This is a genomic window from Streptomyces sp. NPDC030222, from assembly GCF_055573115.1.
Window position 1 is genome coordinate 83,883 of the sequence record NZ_JBVICA010000012.1, and the last position, 19,738, is coordinate 103,620.

Annotated in this window: 17 protein-coding genes; 7 read left to right on the forward strand and 10 right to left on the reverse strand. The window is 73.1% G+C overall.

Annotated features, from left to right (window positions below; all coding sequences use genetic code 11):
- Positions 1–257: 257 nt before the first annotated feature.
- Both ACZ4Z5_RS18940 and ACZ4Z5_RS18945 read right to left on the reverse strand, forming a co-directional pair.
- Complete coding sequence (locus ACZ4Z5_RS18940) at positions 258–818, reverse strand: cysteine dioxygenase family protein (RefSeq protein WP_468264033.1); 561 nt, start codon at positions 816–818, stop codon at positions 258–260.
- A gap of 167 nt (positions 819–985) precedes the next feature.
- Complete coding sequence (locus ACZ4Z5_RS18945; protein WP_468264035.1) at positions 986–1,891, reverse strand: LysR family transcriptional regulator; 906 nt, start codon at positions 1,889–1,891, stop codon at positions 986–988.
- A gap of 131 nt (positions 1,892–2,022) precedes the next feature.
- On the opposite strand from ACZ4Z5_RS18945, the gene ACZ4Z5_RS18950 reads away from it, so the two are divergent.
- The 4 genes from ACZ4Z5_RS18950 (at position 2,023) to ACZ4Z5_RS18965 (ending at position 4,650) form a co-directional block, all read left to right on the forward strand.
- On the forward strand, positions 2,023–2,772 hold the full coding sequence (locus ACZ4Z5_RS18950) for a MerR family transcriptional regulator (RefSeq protein WP_468264037.1): 750 nt from the start codon (positions 2,023–2,025) through the stop codon (positions 2,770–2,772).
- A 182-nt stretch (positions 2,773–2,954) separates the two neighbouring features.
- The gene (locus ACZ4Z5_RS18955; RefSeq protein ID WP_468264040.1) at positions 2,955–3,575 is read left to right on the forward strand and encodes a DUF6230 family protein; all 621 of its coding nucleotides are present in this window, start codon (positions 2,955–2,957) and stop codon (positions 3,573–3,575) included.
- Positions 3,566–3,991: a DUF6114 domain-containing protein gene (locus ACZ4Z5_RS18960; RefSeq protein ID WP_468264044.1), complete on the forward strand. Its 426-nt coding sequence runs from the start codon at positions 3,566–3,568 to the stop codon at positions 3,989–3,991. The genes ACZ4Z5_RS18955 and ACZ4Z5_RS18960 overlap by 10 nt, the downstream gene beginning before the upstream one ends.
- Entirely contained in the window at positions 3,988–4,650 is a 663-nt protein-coding gene (locus tag ACZ4Z5_RS18965; protein WP_468264047.1) for a hypothetical protein, read from the forward strand. Before ACZ4Z5_RS18960 ends, ACZ4Z5_RS18965 begins: the two co-directional genes overlap by 4 nt.
- An 85-nt stretch (positions 4,651–4,735) precedes the next feature.
- Here ACZ4Z5_RS18965 and ACZ4Z5_RS18970 read toward each other — a convergent pair whose 3' ends face one another.
- A complete protein-coding gene (locus tag ACZ4Z5_RS18970; RefSeq protein ID WP_468264050.1) occupies positions 4,736–6,025 on the reverse strand; it encodes a peptidoglycan-binding domain-containing protein in 1,290 nt (429 codons plus the stop codon).
- A gap of 231 nt (positions 6,026–6,256) precedes the next feature.
- On the opposite strand from ACZ4Z5_RS18970, the gene ACZ4Z5_RS18975 reads away from it, so the two are divergent.
- Complete coding sequence (locus tag ACZ4Z5_RS18975; protein WP_468264052.1) at positions 6,257–6,496, forward strand: chaplin; 240 nt, start codon at positions 6,257–6,259, stop codon at positions 6,494–6,496.
- A 202-nt stretch (positions 6,497–6,698) separates the two neighbouring features.
- Here ACZ4Z5_RS18975 and ACZ4Z5_RS18980 read toward each other — a convergent pair whose 3' ends face one another.
- Positions 6,699–8,780, reverse strand: coding sequence for a SpoIIE family protein phosphatase (locus tag ACZ4Z5_RS18980; RefSeq protein WP_468264055.1), 2,082 nt, complete (start codon positions 8,778–8,780; stop codon positions 6,699–6,701).
- Positions 8,781–9,017: 237 nt separating this feature from the next.
- Between ACZ4Z5_RS18980 and ACZ4Z5_RS18985 the strand changes: the two genes are divergently transcribed.
- Both ACZ4Z5_RS18985 and ACZ4Z5_RS18990 read left to right on the forward strand, forming a co-directional pair.
- Positions 9,018–9,716: a type 1 glutamine amidotransferase domain-containing protein gene (locus ACZ4Z5_RS18985; RefSeq protein ID WP_468264058.1), complete on the forward strand. Its 699-nt coding sequence runs from the start codon at positions 9,018–9,020 to the stop codon at positions 9,714–9,716.
- 203 nt (positions 9,717–9,919) lie between these two features.
- Positions 9,920–10,579, forward strand: a complete 660-nt coding sequence (locus ACZ4Z5_RS18990; protein WP_468264061.1) for a phosphoribosyltransferase — start codon at positions 9,920–9,922, stop codon at positions 10,577–10,579.
- Between the two features lie 312 nt (positions 10,580–10,891).
- Here ACZ4Z5_RS18990 and ACZ4Z5_RS18995 read toward each other — a convergent pair whose 3' ends face one another.
- The 6 genes from ACZ4Z5_RS18995 to ACZ4Z5_RS19020 all read right to left on the reverse strand — a co-directional run bounded on the left by ACZ4Z5_RS18995 (position 10,892) and on the right by ACZ4Z5_RS19020 (position 19,715).
- Positions 10,892–12,622 (reverse strand): sigma-70 family RNA polymerase sigma factor, encoded by a 1,731-nt coding sequence (locus ACZ4Z5_RS18995; RefSeq protein ID WP_468264351.1) that lies wholly within the window; start codon positions 12,620–12,622, stop codon positions 10,892–10,894.
- A gap of 189 nt (positions 12,623–12,811) precedes the next feature.
- Complete coding sequence (locus ACZ4Z5_RS19000; protein WP_468264063.1) at positions 12,812–15,100, reverse strand: bifunctional serine/threonine-protein kinase/ABC transporter substrate-binding protein; 2,289 nt, start codon at positions 15,098–15,100, stop codon at positions 12,812–12,814.
- Positions 15,101–15,110: 10 nt separating this feature from the next.
- Positions 15,111–17,336, reverse strand: coding sequence for a bifunctional serine/threonine-protein kinase/ABC transporter substrate-binding protein (locus tag ACZ4Z5_RS19005; RefSeq protein WP_468264066.1), 2,226 nt, complete (start codon positions 17,334–17,336; stop codon positions 15,111–15,113).
- Entirely contained in the window at positions 17,336–18,175 is an 840-nt protein-coding gene (locus tag ACZ4Z5_RS19010; RefSeq protein ID WP_468264069.1) for a hypothetical protein, read from the reverse strand. Before ACZ4Z5_RS19010 ends, ACZ4Z5_RS19005 begins: the two co-directional genes overlap by 1 nt.
- Before the next feature lie 116 nt (positions 18,176–18,291).
- On the reverse strand, positions 18,292–19,068 hold the full coding sequence (locus ACZ4Z5_RS19015) for a VOC family protein (protein ID WP_468264072.1): 777 nt from the start codon (positions 19,066–19,068) through the stop codon (positions 18,292–18,294).
- Between the two features lie 242 nt (positions 19,069–19,310).
- Positions 19,311–19,715 carry a DnaJ family domain-containing protein gene (locus tag ACZ4Z5_RS19020; protein WP_468264074.1) on the reverse strand — a complete coding sequence of 135 codons (405 nt, stop codon included), beginning with the start codon at positions 19,713–19,715 and terminating at the stop codon, positions 19,311–19,313.
- Positions 19,716–19,738: the final 23 nt, after the last annotated feature.

Here is a 19,738-nt window from a genome sequence, read left to right on the forward strand (position 1 = left end):
CGGGGCCGGAGACGAACGCGGGTGCGGCACGACCGCGGGTGCGGCACGACCGCCGTCGTCCGCCGGTGTCGGGGGGCGGAGCCCAGCACAGGTGCGTACGGCACGCCACGGGACTGTCACCCGGGCACGCGACGGACGCCAGGTCCTGTACCGCCGCAGCGCCCTCGGCGACCGGCACCGGTCGCACCGGATCGTGACCCCATGGCCCTCGTCGTGATCGGTGCGAACCCTGACCGGCGCGCGGCCGGACGGGTCGGTCAGCGGTCGGCCGGGAGGTCGTAGACGCGGCGGATGCTGGTGCCGAGGCGGGCTATGTCGGCTCCGTACACGTGCAGGGAGATCGCGGTGCCCGAACCGGCGTTGCGCACCCGGTGGATGTCCCCGGGCGGGGCGAAGGCGCTGATCGAACCGGCCGGGTTGACGACGTCCTCGGTCGCGACCAGCCGGGCCGACTCCCCGTCCGGCACCAGCCGGTAGCGGCGCTCCGCTTCCTCGCCCTCGTGGACCCCGGTGACGCACCAGGAGACGTGGTCGTGGACCGGGGTCGACTGGCCCGGCAGCCAGACCAGCGCCACCACCGAGAACGCGCCGTCGGGTTCGGCGTGCAGGACGTGCTGGCGGTAGCGCGTGGGGTCGCCCTCCTGCTGCCGCGGGGTCAGAAGTCCCGGTGCGCCGAGGTACGGGGCGAGACGTTCGCCGACGAGACGTGCGGTCGGTTCGGGCAGCAGACCGCGCCGGACGACGCTCCCGATCTCCTCCACCAGCGCGTGGAGGGACTCGGTGAGCCGTGCAGCGGGTGCCGTGGTGGGAGTCGTCATGGCGGCAGCGTGCGCCGACGGATCCCTCACGTCCACGTGTGATTTGCTGGCCCTGCTCTTATGGCTGCTGATGGATCGGGCCCGTCCGGCGGAGGCCGGCCGCCTGTGGACCGGCGTCTCCGAGGGACGCCGGCCACCGACGGCTCGGGCGTGCCCGGCGGCGCCCGTCAGCAGCCGGCGCCCGCGGCCGCCGCCTTGGTGATCTCGTCCAGCACCAGCGCGGTGGCGGGGATCCGCAGATGCTGCCGCAGCACGTACGCGCTCACCTGACGGCGCGAGTGGGGCTCCACGATCCGTCCCGTCACCTTGCGGTGGCAGAGGAACGACAGCACGAGCGCGGGCATCATCGCCACGCCCACACCCGCCGCAACGAGACTCTGCACCACCAGATTGTCGTCGGTGGTGAATGCGACGTCCGGGGTGAAACCCTCCTCCGCGCACGCGTGCAGCAGATGGGCCCGGCAGCGCGGACACCCCGCGATCCAGCGTTCGTGCGCCAGATCCGCCAGCCGGACAGCGCGTCGCCTGGCCAGTCGATGGCCGGAGGGCAGCAGCACGGTCACCGGATCCTCCAGCAGGTGCACCTCGGCGAGACCTTCGGGGACCTCGGAGCGGAGCTCCGGATAGCCGAAGGCCAGCGTGATGTCGGACTCGCCGCGCGCCACACGGGCCAGCGACTCGGGGGGTTCGCACTCCTGGAGCTCCACCCTGATGGCGGGATGTCCGGCGCCCAGCCTCGCCATCGCCCGCGGGATCAGCGTGGCCCCGGCGCTCGGGAAGGCGCACACCCGCACCCGGCCCGCCCGCAGTCCGGCGATCGCGTCGATCTGCTGTTGCGCGGCCGCCAGACTCCCGACGACGGCGTCGGCGTGCAGGCTGAGCGCCTCACCGGCCTCGGTCAGCCGGACGCCGCGCCCCACCCGGGTGAACAGCGGTGTGCCGACATCCCGTTCCAGAGCCTTCATCTGCTGGCTCACGGCCGGCTGGGTGTATCCGAGGGCGCGCGCGGCAGCCGAGAACGAACCCGTCCTGACCACTTCGTGAAAGGTTTTCACGTACCGGGCATCGAACACGCGTCGAAGCATAAGCAGCATTTGGGGTACCCGAAGAGAGACAAACAGGCCTGACCGGCGCACGGACGGGCCGGATCCGGTCCAGACGAGAACCGGCCATGCTCGTCCGGAGCGGCGCCTAGACTGTGCGGGTGAGCGGGGGACGGGAATATCGCGTCGAGGAGTTGGCCCGGGAAGCCGGCGTCAAGGTGCGGAACCTTCGCTACTACCAGGAACGCGGACTGCTGCCGCCGCCTCGTCGCGAAGGGCGCATCAGCTGGTACTCCGAGGAGCATCTGACGCGTCTGCGTCTCATCGTCGACCTGCTGGCCCGCGGCTACGTCGTGAACACCATCGCGGAGCTCCTCGCCGCCCGCGACGAGGGCAGCGATGTCGGCCGGCTCCTCGGCCTGGAGGAGGCGATGACCCGGGGATGGTCGCAGGAGGAGGCGGTCACCCTGACGTTCGCCGAACTCGCCGAGATGTTCGGGGACGAGGGGACCGAGGAGAACGTCTTCCGCGCCGTCGAACTGGGGTACATCACCGTGGACGGCGACCACGTCACCGTCGTCAGCCGTCGCCTCCTCGACGCCGCCCTGAAGCTCACCGAGGCGGGCGTGCCGCTGGGTGTCGCCCTGACCGAGGGGGAGTTCGTGCAGCGCCAGGCCGCCGCCGTCGCGGAGCGGTTCGTCGCGGTGGTCCGTACGCACGTCATCGGCGACCTGGGCGTCGTCCCGCTCACCCGGCCCGACGTGGACCGTGTGGCGGCGGCCGTGGAGTCGCTGCGGCCGGTCGCCGGGGATGTCGTGACGGCCGAGTTCGCCCGGGTGATGGCCCGGCGGATCGGTGAGGAGTTCGACGAACTGCTGCGACGGACCGAGGGCCCTTCCCGACGGGCCTGAGCGCCCCCGCGGCCCCACGGAAAGCTGACCGAAACCGCTCTCCTCGCACGACCTTGCCAATGGCCATTGGCGGATTTAACCTCAACTCGCCAGTAACACTGTGCAGTTGCATGCCCAACGCTCTTTTCCCGCTCCCTCTGTGCCCCACAGCGCCCGCATCGCTCACGGAGAGGACAGAACGGATGAAAGTCGAACAGAACGCAAAGGTCGTCGGCCGCGTCCGCTGGAGAAGGTTCGCGGTGCTCGCGGTCCCCGGATTCGCCGCCACCGCCGCCCTCGGCATCGCACTCGCCGACGGCGTCCTCGCCGCTTCCTTCGCCGTCTCGGGACAGCAGTTCAAGGTGTCGGCCACCAGTCTCACCGGCAAGGGTTTCGCCCAGTACGGCAGTATCGACACCAACGCACGGGGCGACCTGCTCCCGGTCGCCGTCACGGCCATCAAGGAGGCCGAACTGCACAACCTCTGCCAGTCGGTGGTGACCACGCTCCCCGTCATCGGCGACATCTCGCTCCGCCTCGGAGCGGGCGGGGGCGGCAGGCCCGTCGAGGCCACCGGTCTCTTCGTCGACGCCACCCAGCTCTCCGGCAACGCCGAGTTCCGCAACATCGAGATCGGCCGGGACGCCTCCACCCTCGACAAGGGGCCCGAGGAGGCCCAGGGGATGCAGGACATGTTCGCCCAGCAGGCCGACGACATCTCCATCACCGACCTGAGGCAGACCGCCTGGGCCACCAATGCGGGAACCTTCAAGCTCTCCGGACTCTCCATGAAGATCGTCCAGGGCAAGAAGGAATGTTTCTGACACGGCACGGGCGATGGCGCACCTGGCGCCGCGGCCGCCCCTTCTGGGGTGGTCTCGTCACCGTCGTCGCGGGCGCCGAGATCTGCGTACTGCCGCTGGCGCCCCTGGAGGTCATGCTCCAGCAGGGCGTCGCGGGCATCCCCTCGGTCCTCATGGGCGCCGTGATGACCGTACTGGGATTCTCCGCCTGGTTCGCACCCCACTACCGCGGCCTGGCGGGCGTCCTGACCGTGCTCATCGCCGTCGCCGCCCTCGTCCTCTCCAACCTCGGCGGATTCCTCCTGGGAACCGTCCTCGGCATCCTGGGCGGCTCCATGGTCTTCGCATGGCAGCCGGTGGTCCCCACCCCGGGGGCCGGCACCGCTCCACCGCTGCACGCACCCCCACCCGCACTCCTCGAAGGAGAACAGCCATGAGCACCCCCACAGCCCGTGGCCGCACACTGCTCGCCCTCGTGGCCGCCCTCGCCGCCACGGGTGCGACGACGGCCGTCGCGGGCCCCGTGCACGCCCGGCCCGCCGCCGACCCCACCACGGTGAGCACCGCCGGCCACGACTACAAGGCCACCCTCACCGGGAAGGCCACCTTCAAGTCCGGTCCGGTCACGGTCACCTGCACCGTCTCCTCCCTCACGGGCCGCGTGCCGGACGCCCCCGCCAACCACAACGACGCCGGTCCGGTGGCCAGCACCCTCACCCCGCCGGCGTTCGGTTCGTGCACCACGAACATGCCGGGCGTCTTCCCCACCGTGACCACCAGCGGCTCCTGGGGCGTATCGCTCCAGAACGGCCCCACGGTGACGGCCACTCTGAGCATCCCCACCGGTGGATTCGTCGTCAGGACCACCGGCCTGGCCAGTTGCACCGTGACCACCGCACCGACCGCGCCCGCGACGACCGACGGCACCTGGACCAACGGAGCGCCGTCCACGCTGGCCGTCACCAACGGAAGCGTCCCCATCAAGGTCAGCGGGGGATTCGGCTGCCCGACCAGCACCACGTCCGCCGTCGTGAACCTGACCTACACGGTCACCGACACCACCGACCCCGCGTCCCAGATCACGGTGGCGGGCTGACACCCCTCGCGCGTCCGGCCGTCACGGACACGCGGCGGCCGGACCCGGGCCGTCGCGGAGCCGCGTGCACTCCGCCCGGGCCGTCTCACGACGCGGAGGTGCGTGCCTCCAGCGACGCGCGGGTGTTCGGTCCGTAGATCCCCTGGGGATCGCCCTCCACGCCGTAGCCCTGCTGGTAGCGCATCACCGCGTACTTCAGGTAGCCGTCGTACTTGCCGTCGGCGGGACCGTCGTAGAGCTGGACCTGGCGAAGACGCTGCTGCAGTTCGACGACCTCGGAGCCCCGGGAACCCGGTCCGAGCACCGACGCCTCCCCCGCGGAACGGCCGGCCTTGCCCTCGTCCGTGCTCGTGGACCGCGTCGTGGCGGACCCGCTGGGGCCGCCCGGGCTCGACGAGGACGCGGAGGCCCCCGGCGACGCCGACGGGCTCGGTGACGCCGAGGTGCTCGCACGGGTCGAGGCGGAGGACACCGGCGACTCGGAAGCGGACGGCTCGTCGTCCGGGATCCCGGTGGGCACCTGCAGCCGGGGCAGCGCGCGGCCTCCGTCGGGCAGCGCCTGCTCGACGCTGCCGCGGCCCTCTTCGCCCGCCAGCCCGCCGGCGGTGAGCGCCACCGCCACCCCGACGACCAGCGCCGTACCGGTGACGGCGATCGCCGCCGTCACCCCGCGCCGCCTCCGGGCGCCGCGCCGCGCCGCCGCCCTGCCGGGCTGCGGGGCGCCGTCCCCCAGCAGTCCGAGGTCGTACGTCCCCGCCGGCGGCTGATACGAGCCGGGCATGGGCTCGCCGGGGTGCGCAGGTTCGCCGGGGTAGGCGGAATCGTCCGGGTATGCGGAATCGTCGGGGTAGGCCGGTTCGTCGGCGTACGAGAAGGCGTCGCGATTCGGGGGCGCGTCGGGATAGTGGGATGCGCCGGGGTACGCGGACGTGCCGGGGTAAGGCGGTACGTCGGTGTGGACGAGCCCGTCCACGTACATGGGCGCGACCAGGTATGCCGGCCTGTCTGCGGAGAACGGCCCGTAGGAGGACGCAGGTCCGTCCACGGACGCGGGCCCGTCGGCCGACGCGGCCCCGTTCGCGGACCGGGGCCCGTGGCCGGACCCGGACCCTTGGGCGGACCGGGCCCCCTCGGCGGACGCGGGACCGCCGTCAGTGGAGCCGGGGCCGTCGTCGGACTCGGGCCCGTCGGTGGGCGCGACCACCGCCATGGGCAGGGTCTCCTCGACTGCCGTCGACCCGTCGGAGGCCGTCGGCGCCTTGGCGCCGCCCTCACCGGCCACGGCCCCCGGAGGAGTCGATGACGCGGCGACGGGAGGCCATGGGGCGGTCTGCCCCACCCAAGGGCCGTCGTCGTCCGGTATCTGTGCCGCCACCGGCGACTCCCTCCCCTGCGCGGACCCGTGAATCGCCTTGATTATGCAGGGTCCGCACCCGTGCTCGTGACCGAGTGCCGGTATGGCCCTCGGGCCCGCGGAGAAGGCCACGGGAACGGCGGCCATATGTGTGAAGTTTGCTCCATTTGCCGGGATTGCCACGGAAGTCGAGGTATTCCCTCGGAGCGTCCTGCGGCGCTCCGCCGCAGGTCCCCTCGTAAGGAGTGAGCAATGAAGAACCTGAAGAAGGCCGCTGTGGCGCTGGCCGCCGCCGGTTGCCTCGTGACGGCCGGTGCCGGCGTCGCGGCCGCCGACGACATCGACGTGGTGGGCGCGGCCGTCGGATCGCCCGGCGTCCTCTCGGGCAACGTCATCCAGGTCCCCATCGCCGTCCCCGTCATGGTCTGCGGCAATTCGTTCACGGTGATCGGACTGCTGAACCCGGCCATGGGCAACCTCTGCATGGGCTGACGCGGCACGCGAGGACTCCCCGGCACCGGCCGGGGAGTCCTCGCGGCGTGTCGGGGGCTCCGGATGCCGATACCGGGGCGCTTTCTCCACGCCGCATCAGGCAGGGATACCCCCAAGCCTCCAGCACGCCGGAGCCCGGCGGCGCTCTGCTGGGCCGGTGGACGTCGTGCCGGCCAAGACCGAGTCGGACGCCCGGCCGGGATCAGGAGCGGATGCGGGCCATGAGCAGGGCCACGTCGTCGCGGTCGTCCGGGTCGCGGAGCGCCTGGAGCAGGTGGTCGCAGGTCTCCTCCAGGCTGCGGTACGGGCGGTCGAGGAGGTCGAGGAGCAGTTCGAGGCGGGTGTCGATGTCCTCGTTCCGCGTCTCGACCAGTCCGTCCGTGTACATGACGAGCTGGTCACCCGGTTCCAGTTCCACGGTCGTGGAACGGAACGGCACACCGCCGACGCCCAGCGGTGCGCCCGTCGCCATCTCGATCAGGCCCGGCCGCCGTCCGGGCCTGACCAGCACCGGGGGCAGATGGCCGGCCGTGCACAGGTCGCACTGGCCCGTCGCGGGGTTGTACAGGGCGTAGATACATGTGGCGATGTACGGTTCGAGGCCGTTGGTGATCCGGTCGAGGTGGCGCAGCACCTGCGCGGGTTCGAGTCCTACCTCGGCGAGCGTCTGGGTGGCGGTGCGCAACCGCCCCATGGTGGTGGCGGCGTTGATGCCGCTGCCCATCACGTCGCCGACGACCAGCGCCGTCCGGTCGCCCGTGAGCGGGATGATGTCGAACCAGTCGCCTCCCACCTCGGTGATCGTCCCGGCGGGCTGGTAGCGGTAGGCGACCTCCAGGCCGGTGGCGTGGGGCGGCCGCTGCGGCAGCAGGCTCCGCTGGAGCGCCAGCGCGGTATTGCGCTGCTGCTGGTACCAGCGCGCGTTGTCGATGCACACCGCGGCGCGCGCCGCGAGTTCACCCGCCAGCAGGGCGTCGTCCTCGGTGAACGGCAGAGGGTTGCGGGCCCGCTTGAGGTCCAGCGCGCCGAGCACCTCGCCGCGGGCGATCAGCGGCACCGCGAGGTACGAGTGCACCCCCGCCCGGCGGAGGAGTTCCGCGGACTCCGGATCGCGGGCGATGCGCAGCAGGTCGTCCTTCCCGACCTTCGGTACCATCACCGGCCGGCCGGTCGTCACGCACTGGGTCACCATCCGGTCGCTGTCGTACCGGGCGAGCTCGCCGGGCCGGTCGGCGGCGTCGACCGCGGCGGTCGGGTACCCGGCGGCGACGGCGAGCGCGCGGATCACCGCCGGCCCGCCGGCCGGCAGCGGGACGCGGCGGCCCTCCAGCACGGAGTCGAGGACGTCCACGGCCGCCACGTCGGCCAGTTCCGGCACGGCGACGTGCGCCAGTTCACGCGCCGTCTGCTCCAGGTCGAGGGTGGTCCCGATGCGTACGGACGCGTCGGCCACGAGTGCCAGCCGGTGCCTGGCGCGGTCCGCCTCCTGCGCCGCACGGTGCCGGTCGGTGGCGTCCACCACCGAGGTCGCCACGCCCAGCACCCGGCCCGCGGCGTCCTCCAGCCGGTAGTACGAGACCGACCAGGCGCGCTCCACGCCGGGGGCGTCCCGCAGCCGCCCCACCTCGTACTGGTCGAGCTGCGGCCTGCCGGTCGCGAGCACCCGGCGCATGGCCTCCTCGACGGCTCCGGCGTCGAGGAACGTCAGGATCTCGGCGGCCCGGCGGCCCAGGTGCTCCTCCGCCGGCAGGCCGTTCATGCGCTCGAGGGCGGGGTTGACCGCGACGTACCGCAGATCGGTGTCCATGACGGCGATCCCGATGGGCGACTGGTCGATCAGCCGTACCGACAGGGCGAGGTCCCGCTCGACCCGGTGCAGCGACGGCTGGTCGGTGGCCAGGCCCAGCGCGTACACCTGTCCCCGGTCGTCGGTGAGGCGCATGTTGCGGAACTCCAGCAGGCGCATGGATCCGTCCTTGTGGCGGACCGGGAAGACCCCCGCCCAGCTCCGGCCGGAGGCGAGCACCTGGGAGAACAGCCGGAGGACGAGGTCGACGTGCTCATCGGGGACGATCAGACGGGCGGCGAAGCTGCCCAGTGCTTCCTGGGCCGTGTAGCCCAGCAGGTCCTCGGCCTGCGGACTCCACAGGACGATGCGTCCTGTCGCGTCGACCACGATCGCGGCGACGCCCAGGACGTCCAGAAGCCCGCCCGGCGGCGAAGGACCCACCTCCGGGCGCACTCCGGGGCCGCGTTCCTCGTGGGACGCTTCGGTACCACCCATCCGCGGCACTCCTTCCGTGCCGTCGTACGCCTCCTTCGAGACCGGGGCGCCTTCCATCGTGCCGTCCGCCCCGGGACCGTGCAGCTCATATGGGCGGCCGGGTGAAACCGGCGCCCGCCGGCCCCATCGTTTCTCCTATGCCTGCCCTCGGTGTCCCTATTGGAATCCCATGGCTCGCGCGCCTACGTTCGAAACACCAGCAGCTCCCCGCAGACCACCATCCGAGAGGGATACAAGATGGCCAGGATCCTCTTCGTCGTCACCGGCGCGACCCACTGGACGCTGAAGGACGGCACCGAGCACCCCACCGGTTTCTGGGCCGAGGAGGCCGTCGTGCCGTACCGGGCGTTCACCGCGGCCGGTCACCAAGTGGTCGTGGCCACCCCCGGCGGTGTGGTGCCCACCGTCGACGCGGCGAGCCTCGCGCCCGAGGTCAACGGCGGACCCGAGGGTGCGAAGGACGTGGCCGCGGGGCTGGCGGCGATGCCCGAGCTCCAGCGTCCCGTGGCCGTCGCCGATGTCGACCTCGCCGACTACGACGCCGTCTTCTACCCTGGGGGGCACGGCCCGATGGAGGATCTGTCCTCGGACGCGGACTCCGGCCGGCTCCTCACCTCCGCCCTCGACACGGGCAAGCCGCTGGGCGTGGTCTGCCACGGCCCGTCCGCGCTGCTCGCCGCCCGGCGCGAGGACGGCAGCTCGCCGTTCGCGGGGTTCCGGCTGACCGGGTTCACCAACGCCGAGGAGACACAGGCCGGGCTGGCGGACCGGGCGCCCTGGCTCCTCCAGGACCGCCTCGTCGAGCTCGGCGCGGACTTCCGGGAGGGCGAGCCCTGGGTTCCGCACACCGTCACCGACCGCAACCTCCACACGGGCCAGAACCCGGCCTCCTCCGGCCCGCTGGCCGCGGAACTCCTCAAAGCCTTCGGCGGCTGACCGGGCCGAGGCCGTCGGCGGCTGACCGCGCACCTCGCCGGTCATGCGCCACGCCCGTCGGCGATCGACCGTGCACTCCGGCGGTCGCACGCCACGCCGTGGTGAGCCGGGGCGCACCCGGCGGGCGGGCGCAGCAGCAGGACGGGGACGGTCGCAGAGACGGAACGAAGGACCGACGGCCGCGCCGAAAGGACGGATCCGCCGTGCGATTCGACGACAGACACCATGCCGGACGTGTCCTCGCCGGGAGGGTCGCCGCCTGGGCGGCGGACGGACCCCGGGCCGCCGACATCCTGGTCCTCGCACTGCCGCGCGGCGGCGTCCCCGTCGCCGCGGTCGTCGCCGAGACCCTCGGCGCGCCCCTGGACGTGGTGGTGGCACGGAAGATCGGTGTCCCCTGGGAACCGGAGGTCGGCATCGGTGCGATCGTGGCGGAGGATCCGCCGGTGTTCGACCGAGGCATGCTCGCCGCGCTGGACCTGACGGAGCGGGGCTTCGGCCCTGACGTGGCGAGGGAACGCGCCGAGCTGCACCGCCGGGAGGAGCTCTACCGGGGCGGACGGCCAGGGCCCCGGATCCAGGGACGTACCGTCGTGCTGGTCGACGACGGCCTGGCCACGGGCATCACCGCGCGCGCCGCACTGCGTCATCTTCGCCGCCGGGACCCGGCCCGGCTGGTGCTCGCGGTTCCGGTGGGCAGCCCGCTCGCCGTCGAGGCACTGAAGGACGAGGCCGACGAGGTCGTCTGCGTCCATGCGCCGTCGCAATTCCAGGCCGTGGGGGAGTGGTACCGGGATTTCGAGCAGTTGTCCGACCGTGAGGTGCTGGCCACGCTCAGGCGGTTCGAGGGCGATTCCCCCTGATACGGGACCGCCGTACCTCGGGCACCCTCCTCGGTGAGGTAGCGAGACCTCACCGACCAGCGTCCGGGCGGTCGTGCCACGAGGGCTGTCGGCTCCTGCCGTTCGGCACCGGGGCACGAAGGCGCTTGGCTCACATCCCTGAGCAACACCGGGGATCACCAAACCGACCAGAGACGCCCCGGTGGCCGGCGGATCACCCAGGGTCAGGGGCGCGCGCCACCGGCGTGCGCCCCTGAAGGTTCCTGCTCACCTCGCCGGCAGCGGGTGGAACCCCCGCGCCCCTGAGACGCACCCGGGGAGCCCGCGGCAGTCCTACCGGCGGGCGCCGAACACCTGCGTCCACCAAGGGCCGCCGCTGCCCTGGTGAATGCCGACGCCGATCTCCTTGAAGGAGCAGTTGAGGATGTTCGCCCGGTGGCCCGGGCTGTTCATCCAGGAGTCCATCACCGACGACGGGGTCTGCTGGCCCGCCGCGATGTTCTCGCCGTACGTGCTCCACTGGTAGCCCGCCGCGGTGACGCGGTCACCGGGGTCGGCGCCGTCCGGGTTGGTGTGGTCGAAGAAGTCGCGGGCCGCCATGTCGTCCGAGTGGCGCTGCGCCGCCGTGTTCAGCAGAGCGTTCTGCGACAGCGGGGAGCAGCCGGCCTTGGCGCGCTCGGCGTTGACCAGATCGGTGACCTGCTGGACGAGGCCGCCCGACGGCTTGGACGTCTGCGGCTTGCTCGACTGCGTCTTCGACGGCGTGGGACGCGGCTTGGCGGTCGACGGCGTCGGGGACGGCTTGGCGGACTTCGACACCGATGCGCTCGGGCTCGGGGAAGCGGACTTGGAGGGCGAGGCGGACGCGGACGCCGAGGCGCTGGGCGACGCCGAAAGGGGAGCCGGATCGGTGGGAGAGGGCGCAGCGTCGGGGGCGGACGCCGCACGCACCGACTCCTGGTGCTCGCCCGGCGAGAGCGCCGTCACCCCTGCGATGCCGCCGCCCGTGACCAGCAGGGCGACACCGGCCACCACGACGGTCTTACGGCGGCGCTTCTGTATTCGGCGGCTCTGACGGTCGTGCAGCCGGCCGCCACCCACCGTGGAGACGACGGCGGTGTCGTCGCCGCCCCGTGCGCCGTGCGGACCGGCCGCTCCCGCGTGGCCGCCCGCTTGTGCGTGGCCGGCCGCTCCCGCGTGGCCGCCCGCTTGTGCGTGGCCGGCCGTGCCCGCGCTGCCGGTCCCGCCGCCGTGGCCGGCCATGCCGAAGGCAACCGTCTGCTCCGTCGCGCCGCCGAGGGCGGCCAGGCCCGTGAGGCCGGCCAGGGTGCCCGCCACCGGCACCAGGCCGAAGCCGACCAGCAGCCCCTCGGCCGGCACCAGACCCGCCTCGAAGCCCGAGCACACCGTGCAGTCACGGGCGTGCCGCGCGACCCGTTTGCGCCACAGTGCCGACGGGACGCCGTCCCAGGCCGCGGTCACTTCGTCCAGCAGCACACACCGCGGCACCGCTGACAGTGCCCGCACCACCACGCGCGCCGTCTCCAGCTGCGCCTTCATCCGCTGCACGCGCACCGCCGTGTGCTGCGGCGACAGTTCGAGTGCGGCGGTCACCTCGGCCCGGGAGAGCTCGCCCGCGGCCTCCAGCCACCACAGCGACAGCAGCCCGCGGTCGTCGGCGTCCAGCCAGCGGGTGGCCTCCGCCACCTCACGCCGCTGGCCCTGCAGACCCAGCCGGACGATCGTCAGGTCCACGAAGTCCGCGCCCGGGTCGGCCACGTCGTACGCGTCCTGCAGGCCGGAACCGACGGGGCTGGCGCGGTGCGTCTGCCAGTGGCCCCGTATCTGGTTCATCGTGATGGCGACCAGCCAGGACCGGAAGCTCCCGGTGTCACGCAGCGAGCCGAGACCGCCCAGCGCGCGGATCATGGTCTCCTGCACCACGTCGTCGACATCGGCGTGACCGTTCAGCGCGCGGCCCACGATGTTGTACACGAGCGGCAGATACGCGGCGACGAGCTCGTCCTGAGCCCGCTGGTCGCCCCGCTGCGCCGCCTCGACCATCACACTGTCGTGTTCCTTGCTCGCGCCCACGCCCGTCCACTCTCCTTCTCGGTCATACCTGTGCGTCCGACACAGGGGAGACCATCGGCAGGGGACGCGATAACAGAATTTCCGGCGAGACCCCGGGTTCTCCGGCGCGACCCGGGCGGCACGCTACTCGAATACGTCTCGAACAGGTAACGAGATGGCTCAGGATGTGACGCGGTCGTACTGGCCGAGGTAGTGGAAACCACCACGCAGGCACTCAAAGAGGAACAGTGCATTCAGGTTGAAGTGGCTGGACGTGGCGGAGTAGGCCAATGTCTTCGTGATGCCCTTGTACGGCGTCTCGCGCACCCGCCGCACGATCGCGCCCCGTTCGGTGACCGCCGAGCCGCCGGAGGTCATCGCTGCCGCCAGGAACAGCACCGCGTCGTACGTCTCGGCGGCGTACCAGGGCGGTGCACCGCCGAACCGCTTGCGGTAGGCGGCGGCGAACGCACGCGCGGCCGGCTCGGCGGTGGCGTCGAGGAACGGGGTGGAGAAGACCCAGCCGGACGCGGCGTCCCCCGCCTCCCGGAGGAACCGCTCGTCCATGGCGCGTGCCGTGGCCAGCCGGTGACCGGTGAAGCCGGCGGACCGTAGTGCCACCGCGAGGCGCGCGGTCCGTCGCGCGCCGCCGGTGAACAGCACAGCGTCGCCCTTGGCCGCCACCACGTCGGCCGCGACCGCGCGGAAGTCGTCCTCGTCCGCCGCGACGACCCGCTGGACGGCACCGAGACCGTTGTACTCCAGGGAGAACTCCATCTGACCGCACAAGGCCGAGCCGAATTCCCCCTCCGCCCGGTCGTCGATCAGGACCGTACGTCTGACGCCGGCCTTGCGGAGCCGGTCGACGCAGGGGGCGCCGAGCCCCACGTCGTCGGGCCGGGTGGCGACGTACACACTGTTGGAGGGCAGTGCGAGCTTCGTCGTCGGGAGCCCCACCGACACCGTGACCATCGGCAACAGGGCTTTCTGGTACCGCGCGAGGACGGCGGCAGCACAGGCGTCGGTGCTGGGGCCCACGACCGCCGGCACGGACGGGTCCGCGGCCAGCTGCTCGGCGACCGAGAGCGCCCGGTCGGGGTTCCCGCCGTCGTCGTACGCTCGCAGAGCCAGCCGGAACGGCACGTCCTGCCGGGCGTTGACGTGGTCGACCGCGACCAGGGCGCCCCGTTCGTGAGCACGGCCCACCGCCTTCCCACTCCCGCTGAGGTCGGCGTGCACCGCGATCGTCAGCAGCGGACGCGCCGCCGGACCCGGCCCGCCGGACCCGGTCCGGTCGCGGCGGGCGGCCCACCACGCCACACCTCCGCCCGCCGCGAGGGCGCCGGCAGCCGAGCCGAGCGTGAGCAGCCGGCGGCGCGAGAACCGGCCGGCCCCGTCCGTGTGCGGGGAATCGGCGACGGTGACGGCGTCGTGCAGACCGCCAGGGGCCGGGCGTACGACTTCCGTCGCCTCGATCGCCCCGATCCGCAGGACCTTCGCCGAGGCGTCGGCGATCAGCCGGACGACCGGCTCGGGCAGCCAGGGGTCGTCGTTCCCCGGCAGGGCCCCACTCGCCCGCAGCGCCTGCGCGTGGCCGTCCGCCCCGCCGTCGGGCCCGTCCTCCGGCCCGTCGGCATCCCGGTCGTCGGCCGCGTCGCCGGACGCCGGCGGAGTTCCGGCCAGTGCCGTCCTCACCTCCTCCGGCGACGGCCGCCTTTCCGGGGCCTTGTCGAGGCACGAGAGGAGCAGTGGCACCAATTCCTCCGGGATGCCCGGAAGTTCTGGCTCTTCGTACACCGTGCGCAGCAGCATGCCCGCCGACGAACCCGAACCGAAGGGGCGCACTCCGGTCGCCGCGAAGGCCAGGACGCAGCCGAGCGAGAACACATCGCTGGGCGGTCCGATCGCACCGCCGCGGGCCTGTGCCTGCTCCGGCGACAGGAATCCGGGGGAGCCGACCACCATGCCGCTCGCAGTGAGTGCCGTGGCGTCGGGTGCCCGGGCGATGCCGAAGTCGATCAGCCGCGGCCCGTCGAGCGTGAGGAGCACATTGCCCGGTTTGACGTCCCGGTGGACGAGACCGGCCCGGTGGACGGCCTCCAGCGCCTCCGCCAGCCGGATGCCCAGCACCCGCACCGTCGTGTACGGCAGGGGTCCGCATCGCTCCATGGTCTCCGCGAGCGACGGACCGGGCACGAACGCCGTGGCGAGCCACGGCGATTCGGCGTCCGCGTCGGCCAGCGGCACCACCCACGGGCTGTCGACCTTCCGGGCGGCGGCCACCTCGCGCCGGAAGCGGGCACGGAACCCCGCGTCGTCCGCGAACGACGCGCGGACGACCTTCACGGCGAGGATCGCCCCGCCCGGCGACCGGGCGAGGTAGACCACGCCCATGCCGCCGGCGCCGAGCCGGCCCAGCAGGCGGTGCCGGCCCACCCGGGCGGGGTCGGTGCGTCTGAGCGGTTCCATCGCGTACGGCCTACAGCGGTGCGGGACCGAGGTAGACGAAGCGTCCGCCCCGCACCTGCCAGAGGTAGCCGCCCGTGCCGTCGACGACCATCTGGCCGTTCTCCCGGAACGCGTAGTTCCTGGTGATGCCCCGATGCTTCGCCGCGTGCGTCGCCGCCGTGAGCTCCTTGCGGTTCCGGCGGTTCCTGGGAAGCCCCGCCAGGGCGAGGAGGATCATGTTCGTGACGTCGTACGCCTCGGCGGAGTACCGCGCCGGCGCCTCGCCGAACCTCTTGCGGTGCGCGTCGGCGAAGGCCGTCGCCTCCGGTTTCAGGGAGGCGTCGACGACGGGGGCGACGACCGCCCAGCCCTCGGCCGCCTCCCCGGCAGCGGACAGGAACCGTTCGTCGAGAACACCCTGTGCGGCGGCCCGGGCGCCGCGGAATCCCCGCTGGGTCAGCGTCCGGGCGAACGACGCGGCCCGGTCGTGGTAGCCGGCGAAGACCAGGGAGTCGGCACCGGCCCCCACGAGCGCGTCGTACGCGGGACCGAAGTCGCTCTGCAGGGCACTGACCACCTTCGGCACCGACGGGAAGCGGTCCTTCTGCAGCAACTGGCTGAGCGGACTGGTGATCTCCCGACCGTAGGCGTCGGCCGCACGGTCGGAAAGGATCCCGATCTTCCGGGACTTCGCCGTCTTCCGCAGATAGCCGCTGAGGAAGAACGGCATCAGGGTGTCCGGCAGCCGGGCGTGGAGGAACGAGCGGAATCCCAGGCCTTCCAGGATGATCGCCCCCGGTGAGACGGCCACGACCGGCAGCAGTGCCTCGTCGTACACGGGCAGGGCGGTGTCCGCGGCCGCGTCGGTGGTGGGCCCGACCACGGCGATGACGGAGGGGTCGCCGGCGAGCTCCCTGGCGACGCGCCGGGCGGACGCCGGATCGCCCTTGTCGTCCGACACCTTGACGGCCAGTTCGAACGGCCGGTCCTCGCGGGCGTTGAACTCCTCGACGGCGAGCCGGAGTCCGCGCTCCTGCGCCCTGCCGGAGGCCTTCTGGTCGCCCGACAGATCGCCGTGCAGGGCGATCGTCTGCAGCGGGCGGCGCGCGGCGGCGGCCTTCCGCGGCGGCGCGTCGTCCCCGCTCACGGCCCAGACGGCTGCCCCGCCGCCGGCCGCGAGCGCGGCGGCACCCCCGCCCGCGTAGCGCAGGAAGCGCCGCCTGCTGGGGCCGCCGCCGGTCGGGACACCGGCCGCCGGGGTGGCCCCCAGCGGGACGTCCGCGGGGCCGCCGTCCTCCGGCGCGGCAGCGGAGGAGGGCTCTGCGGCCAGGCCCTCGGTGCCGACCTCCGTCTCGTCGATCCCGGGCAGTTCGAGCGCGGCCGCGGACCGTTCGGCGATCAGCCGGGCGACAGGCTCGGGCAGCCAACCCGCCCCGTCCGCGCCGGACATGTCCTCGGACAGCGCGTCCACCAGGGCGGCGGCCGTGGGCCGCCGGTCCGGCTCCTTCGCCAGGCACTGCCGGACGGTTGCGAGCACACTTTCCGGTACGCCCTCGAGATCGGCCTCGTCGTGCACGGCCCGGTACAGCAGCGCGTCCACCGCGCCCGTACCGAACGGGGGCCGCCCGGTCGCCGCGAACGCCAGGACGCAGCCCAGCGAGAAGACGTCGCTCGGCGGGCCGATCGTCGCACCGCCCCGGCCGTCCGCCTGCTCGGGCGACAGATAGCCGGGCGTGCCCACCACCATGCCCGTCGCCGTGAGCGCGGTGTCCTCGGGCGCCCGGGCGATACCGAAGTCGATCAGCCGGGGTCCGTCATGGGCGAGCAGCACGTTGCCGGGCTTGAGGTCCCGGTGCACGAGTCCCGCGCCGTGCACCTCGGCCAGCGCCTCGGCGAGCCGGCCGCCGAGCACCCGGAGCCCGTGTGCCGTCAGCGGACCGTGGGCGGCGACGGCCTCCGCCAGCGAGGGGCCCGGCACGAACGACGTCGCGAGCCACGGCGCGTCCGCGTCCGGCCCGGCGTCGACGAGCTCCACGGCCCACGGGCTGGAGACGCGTCGCGCGACCTCCACCTCGCGGCGGAACCGGTCCCGGAAGTCCCCGTCGTCGGCGAACTCGCCCAGCAGCACCTTCAGTGCCACCAGGGCGCCGCCGGACGATCGCGCCAGATACACCACGCCCATGCCGCCGGCGCCGAGCCGGCCGAGGAGGCGGTGGTCCGCGATACGCGAGGGGTCGGATGAACGCAACGGATCCATCAGCGCTTCCCTCCGAGCCGAAGCTGGACGCGGGTCAGCATCTGCGTGATCCCCCGGCTGAGCCAGTCGTTGAGTTGCTGCTGCGTGTAGCCCTTGCCGCCCTTGACCGACACACCGACGGTCACCGAGCCGAGCCGCACGACGTTCCAGAGGTACGGATGCGTGACGCCGTCCTCCGTGACGTACTCGCCGGTCTCGAACACCGCGTCATCGGCGTACGTCTGATTGCGCTTCCCGAACGGGCTTGCGGCGGAGGCGAGTTTGGTGATCCGCTCGGTGCTGCGGACCCGCTGCTCCGGGCAGCGCAGGACCTCCTCCAGCGTCGTGGAGAGCTGCTGGTCGGCGTCCACGGCGGACGTGTGGACCGTCACCACCGCCGTGACCCTGGTCGTTCCCTTGCCGCCGGCGGCGGGCAGTTCGGCGTACCGCGACAGGCTGGCCAGTGCCCCCTTCGGCAGGGCCTCCCGCTGCCACTGGCACTGCGTGTCCAGTACGGCGACGGTCCTCGGCACGCTCTGCGCCGGCGACTGCGCGACGAACCCCGGCCCCCAGTCGCCCGGCCGGAAGGCCACGGCGTCCACCAGTGCCTCTCCCTGGGCTGCCGTCCTCGGCACCCGCGCCGGATCGGCGGTGAAGGGCAAGGCCGTCGGGGACCGGCTGCCCGGAGCACCTCCGGCCGCCGGCGTGCCGGATGCCGCCGACGGGGACGCGGTCGCCGCTTCGGCCGGATCCTTCGCCTTCGCGGAATCCCCCGCCCCGTCCGCGGAACATCCGCCGAGCAGTACCGCGGCGGCCGTCAGCGCGGCCGCCGCGGTTCTCCGACTCCCTGTGGTACGCATGACGTTGACGTGCAAAGCGCCCCCCCTGGTCAACCCCCTGATGCGGGTGATCGTACAGAGGACGCCGCGCCTGGCGGGACCGGTTCCGGGAAGCCGCCGGCCTCGTCTGGAACCGTCTAGAACTCCGTCTCCTCCGTGACGATGAACATCCCGCCCTCCGGGTCGCGCAGCGCCGCCTCCTGCCGCGACCGGCTGGTGCGCAGGTCGTCCACGAGCGACCCGCCCAGAGCGAGCGCCTCCCGGACCGCCGCTGCGACGTCGGCGACCCGGAAGTACACATGCCACCGGGGCCGCACCCTGGGGTCGGGCGCCGCCTCGATCGCGCCCCCGGACACCCCGGCGACCGCGTCGCCGTCGTCCTCCAGCTTCACCGAGCCGTTCTCGTAGTGCACGTCCAGGCCCGGCGTGCTGTCCCAGTCGAAGACCTCCGCGTAGAACACGGCGGAGGCGAACGCGTCACGGGTGCGCAGCTCCAGCCAGGCCGGCGCCGGAGGCCGGCCGATCCGCCAGCCCCGCAGCAGCTCGCCCTCCCAGAACCCGAACAGGGCCCCGGCCGGGTCGGCGGCCAGCGCGGCGCGCCCGCGCCCGAACCGCAGCGGCCCGACACCCACGGTGCCCCCGCGCTCGCGGACCCGTACCGCCGCCTGGTCGGCGTCCGGAACACAGAAGTACGTCGTCCACGAGACGGCGACCCCCATGGTGCGCGCGATGCTGCCGATGCCGACGACCGGTTTGCCGCGGGCCAGCGCGAGACAGAAGTCCTCGCCGAGCGCCCCGGGACGGAACGTCCAGCCCATGACGGCGCCGTAGAAGTCCTGTGCGGCCTGCATGTCACCGGTCTGCAGGCTCACCCAGCAGGGCGTGCCCGGAGTCGCGCGGTCGGAGGCCGGCATGACCTGTCACCTCGCTTCCGCTGTCTCAGGGCCGTACGGACGCGGCCGCCGCGCGCCCGTCCGCACGGGATCACCCTGGCCAGCGTTCCATCTGCCCCACGTCCCCGCATTCCGAGGCGGGCACGGGCCCGTCCACCGGTGGACGGTGTGCGGCCGAACGGACGGGCGGGCGACCACCGGTTCAGGCGCTCGGTTCAGGTTCAGGCGTGCGCGGCCGTCCGGGGCCGGACCGCCGGGCCGGCTCAGCCGTCCGCCCGCCGCTTCCGCCACCGGGTCACGGCCTCCTCGACGTCGAGGGGGTGCAGGCCGAGCAGGGGGCCCGGCGGGGGCCGTCGCGCGGCCGCCTCGATCTTCTCGTTGATCTCCCTGAGGATGCGGCGCACCTCCGGCTCCGTCCGTGCCTCCTCGGCCGCGGCCACGGCGTCCTCCGCCTCCTTGCGGAGCCGCAGCGCCGGGGGAAGGCACGACAGGTGCTCGCGCCGCATCTTGTCCTTGATCCACCAGTCCTCGTCGTACGGCCGGTCCAGCCCGGCCAGGGGCTGGCCCAGGCCCGGCAGCGCGGCGAACTCGCCGCGCTCCTGTGCGGTGCGGATCTGCCGGTCTACCCATGACTCGAAGCTGACACCGGGCGGTTTGCGTTCGGTCATCTGCCTGCCCTCCAGGAGTGGAG

Coding starts and splice junctions, on each gene's coding strand:
- ACZ4Z5_RS19000 (WP_468264063.1), bottom strand. CDS start 15,100: ATGGAACCGCTCAGACGCACCGACCCCGCCCGGGTGGGCCGGCACCGC.
- ACZ4Z5_RS18975 (WP_468264052.1), top strand. CDS start 6,257: ATGAAGAACCTGAAGAAGGCCGCTGTGGCGCTGGCCGCCGCCGGTTGC.
- ACZ4Z5_RS18965 (WP_468264047.1), top strand. CDS start 3,988: ATGAGCACCCCCACAGCCCGTGGCCGCACACTGCTCGCCCTCGTGGCC.
- ACZ4Z5_RS18995 (WP_468264351.1), bottom strand. CDS start 12,622: ATGGTCGAGGCGGCGCAGCGGGGCGACCAGCGGGCTCAGGACGAGCTC.
- ACZ4Z5_RS18960 (WP_468264044.1), top strand. CDS start 3,566: ATGTTTCTGACACGGCACGGGCGATGGCGCACCTGGCGCCGCGGCCGC.
- ACZ4Z5_RS18955 (WP_468264040.1), top strand. CDS start 2,955: ATGAAAGTCGAACAGAACGCAAAGGTCGTCGGCCGCGTCCGCTGGAGA.
- ACZ4Z5_RS19005 (WP_468264066.1), bottom strand. CDS start 17,336: ATGGATCCGTTGCGTTCATCCGACCCCTCGCGTATCGCGGACCACCGC.
- ACZ4Z5_RS19010 (WP_468264069.1), bottom strand. CDS start 18,175: ATGCGTACCACAGGGAGTCGGAGAACCGCGGCGGCCGCGCTGACGGCC.
- ACZ4Z5_RS18980 (WP_468264055.1), bottom strand. CDS start 8,780: ATGGGTGGTACCGAAGCGTCCCACGAGGAACGCGGCCCCGGAGTGCGC.
- ACZ4Z5_RS18985 (WP_468264058.1), top strand. CDS start 9,018: ATGGCCAGGATCCTCTTCGTCGTCACCGGCGCGACCCACTGGACGCTG.
- ACZ4Z5_RS19020 (WP_468264074.1), bottom strand. CDS start 19,715: ATGACCGAACGCAAACCGCCCGGTGTCAGCTTCGAGTCATGGGTAGAC.
- ACZ4Z5_RS19015 (WP_468264072.1), bottom strand. CDS start 19,068: ATGCCGGCCTCCGACCGCGCGACTCCGGGCACGCCCTGCTGGGTGAGC.
- ACZ4Z5_RS18940 (WP_468264033.1), bottom strand. CDS start 818: ATGACGACTCCCACCACGGCACCCGCTGCACGGCTCACCGAGTCCCTC.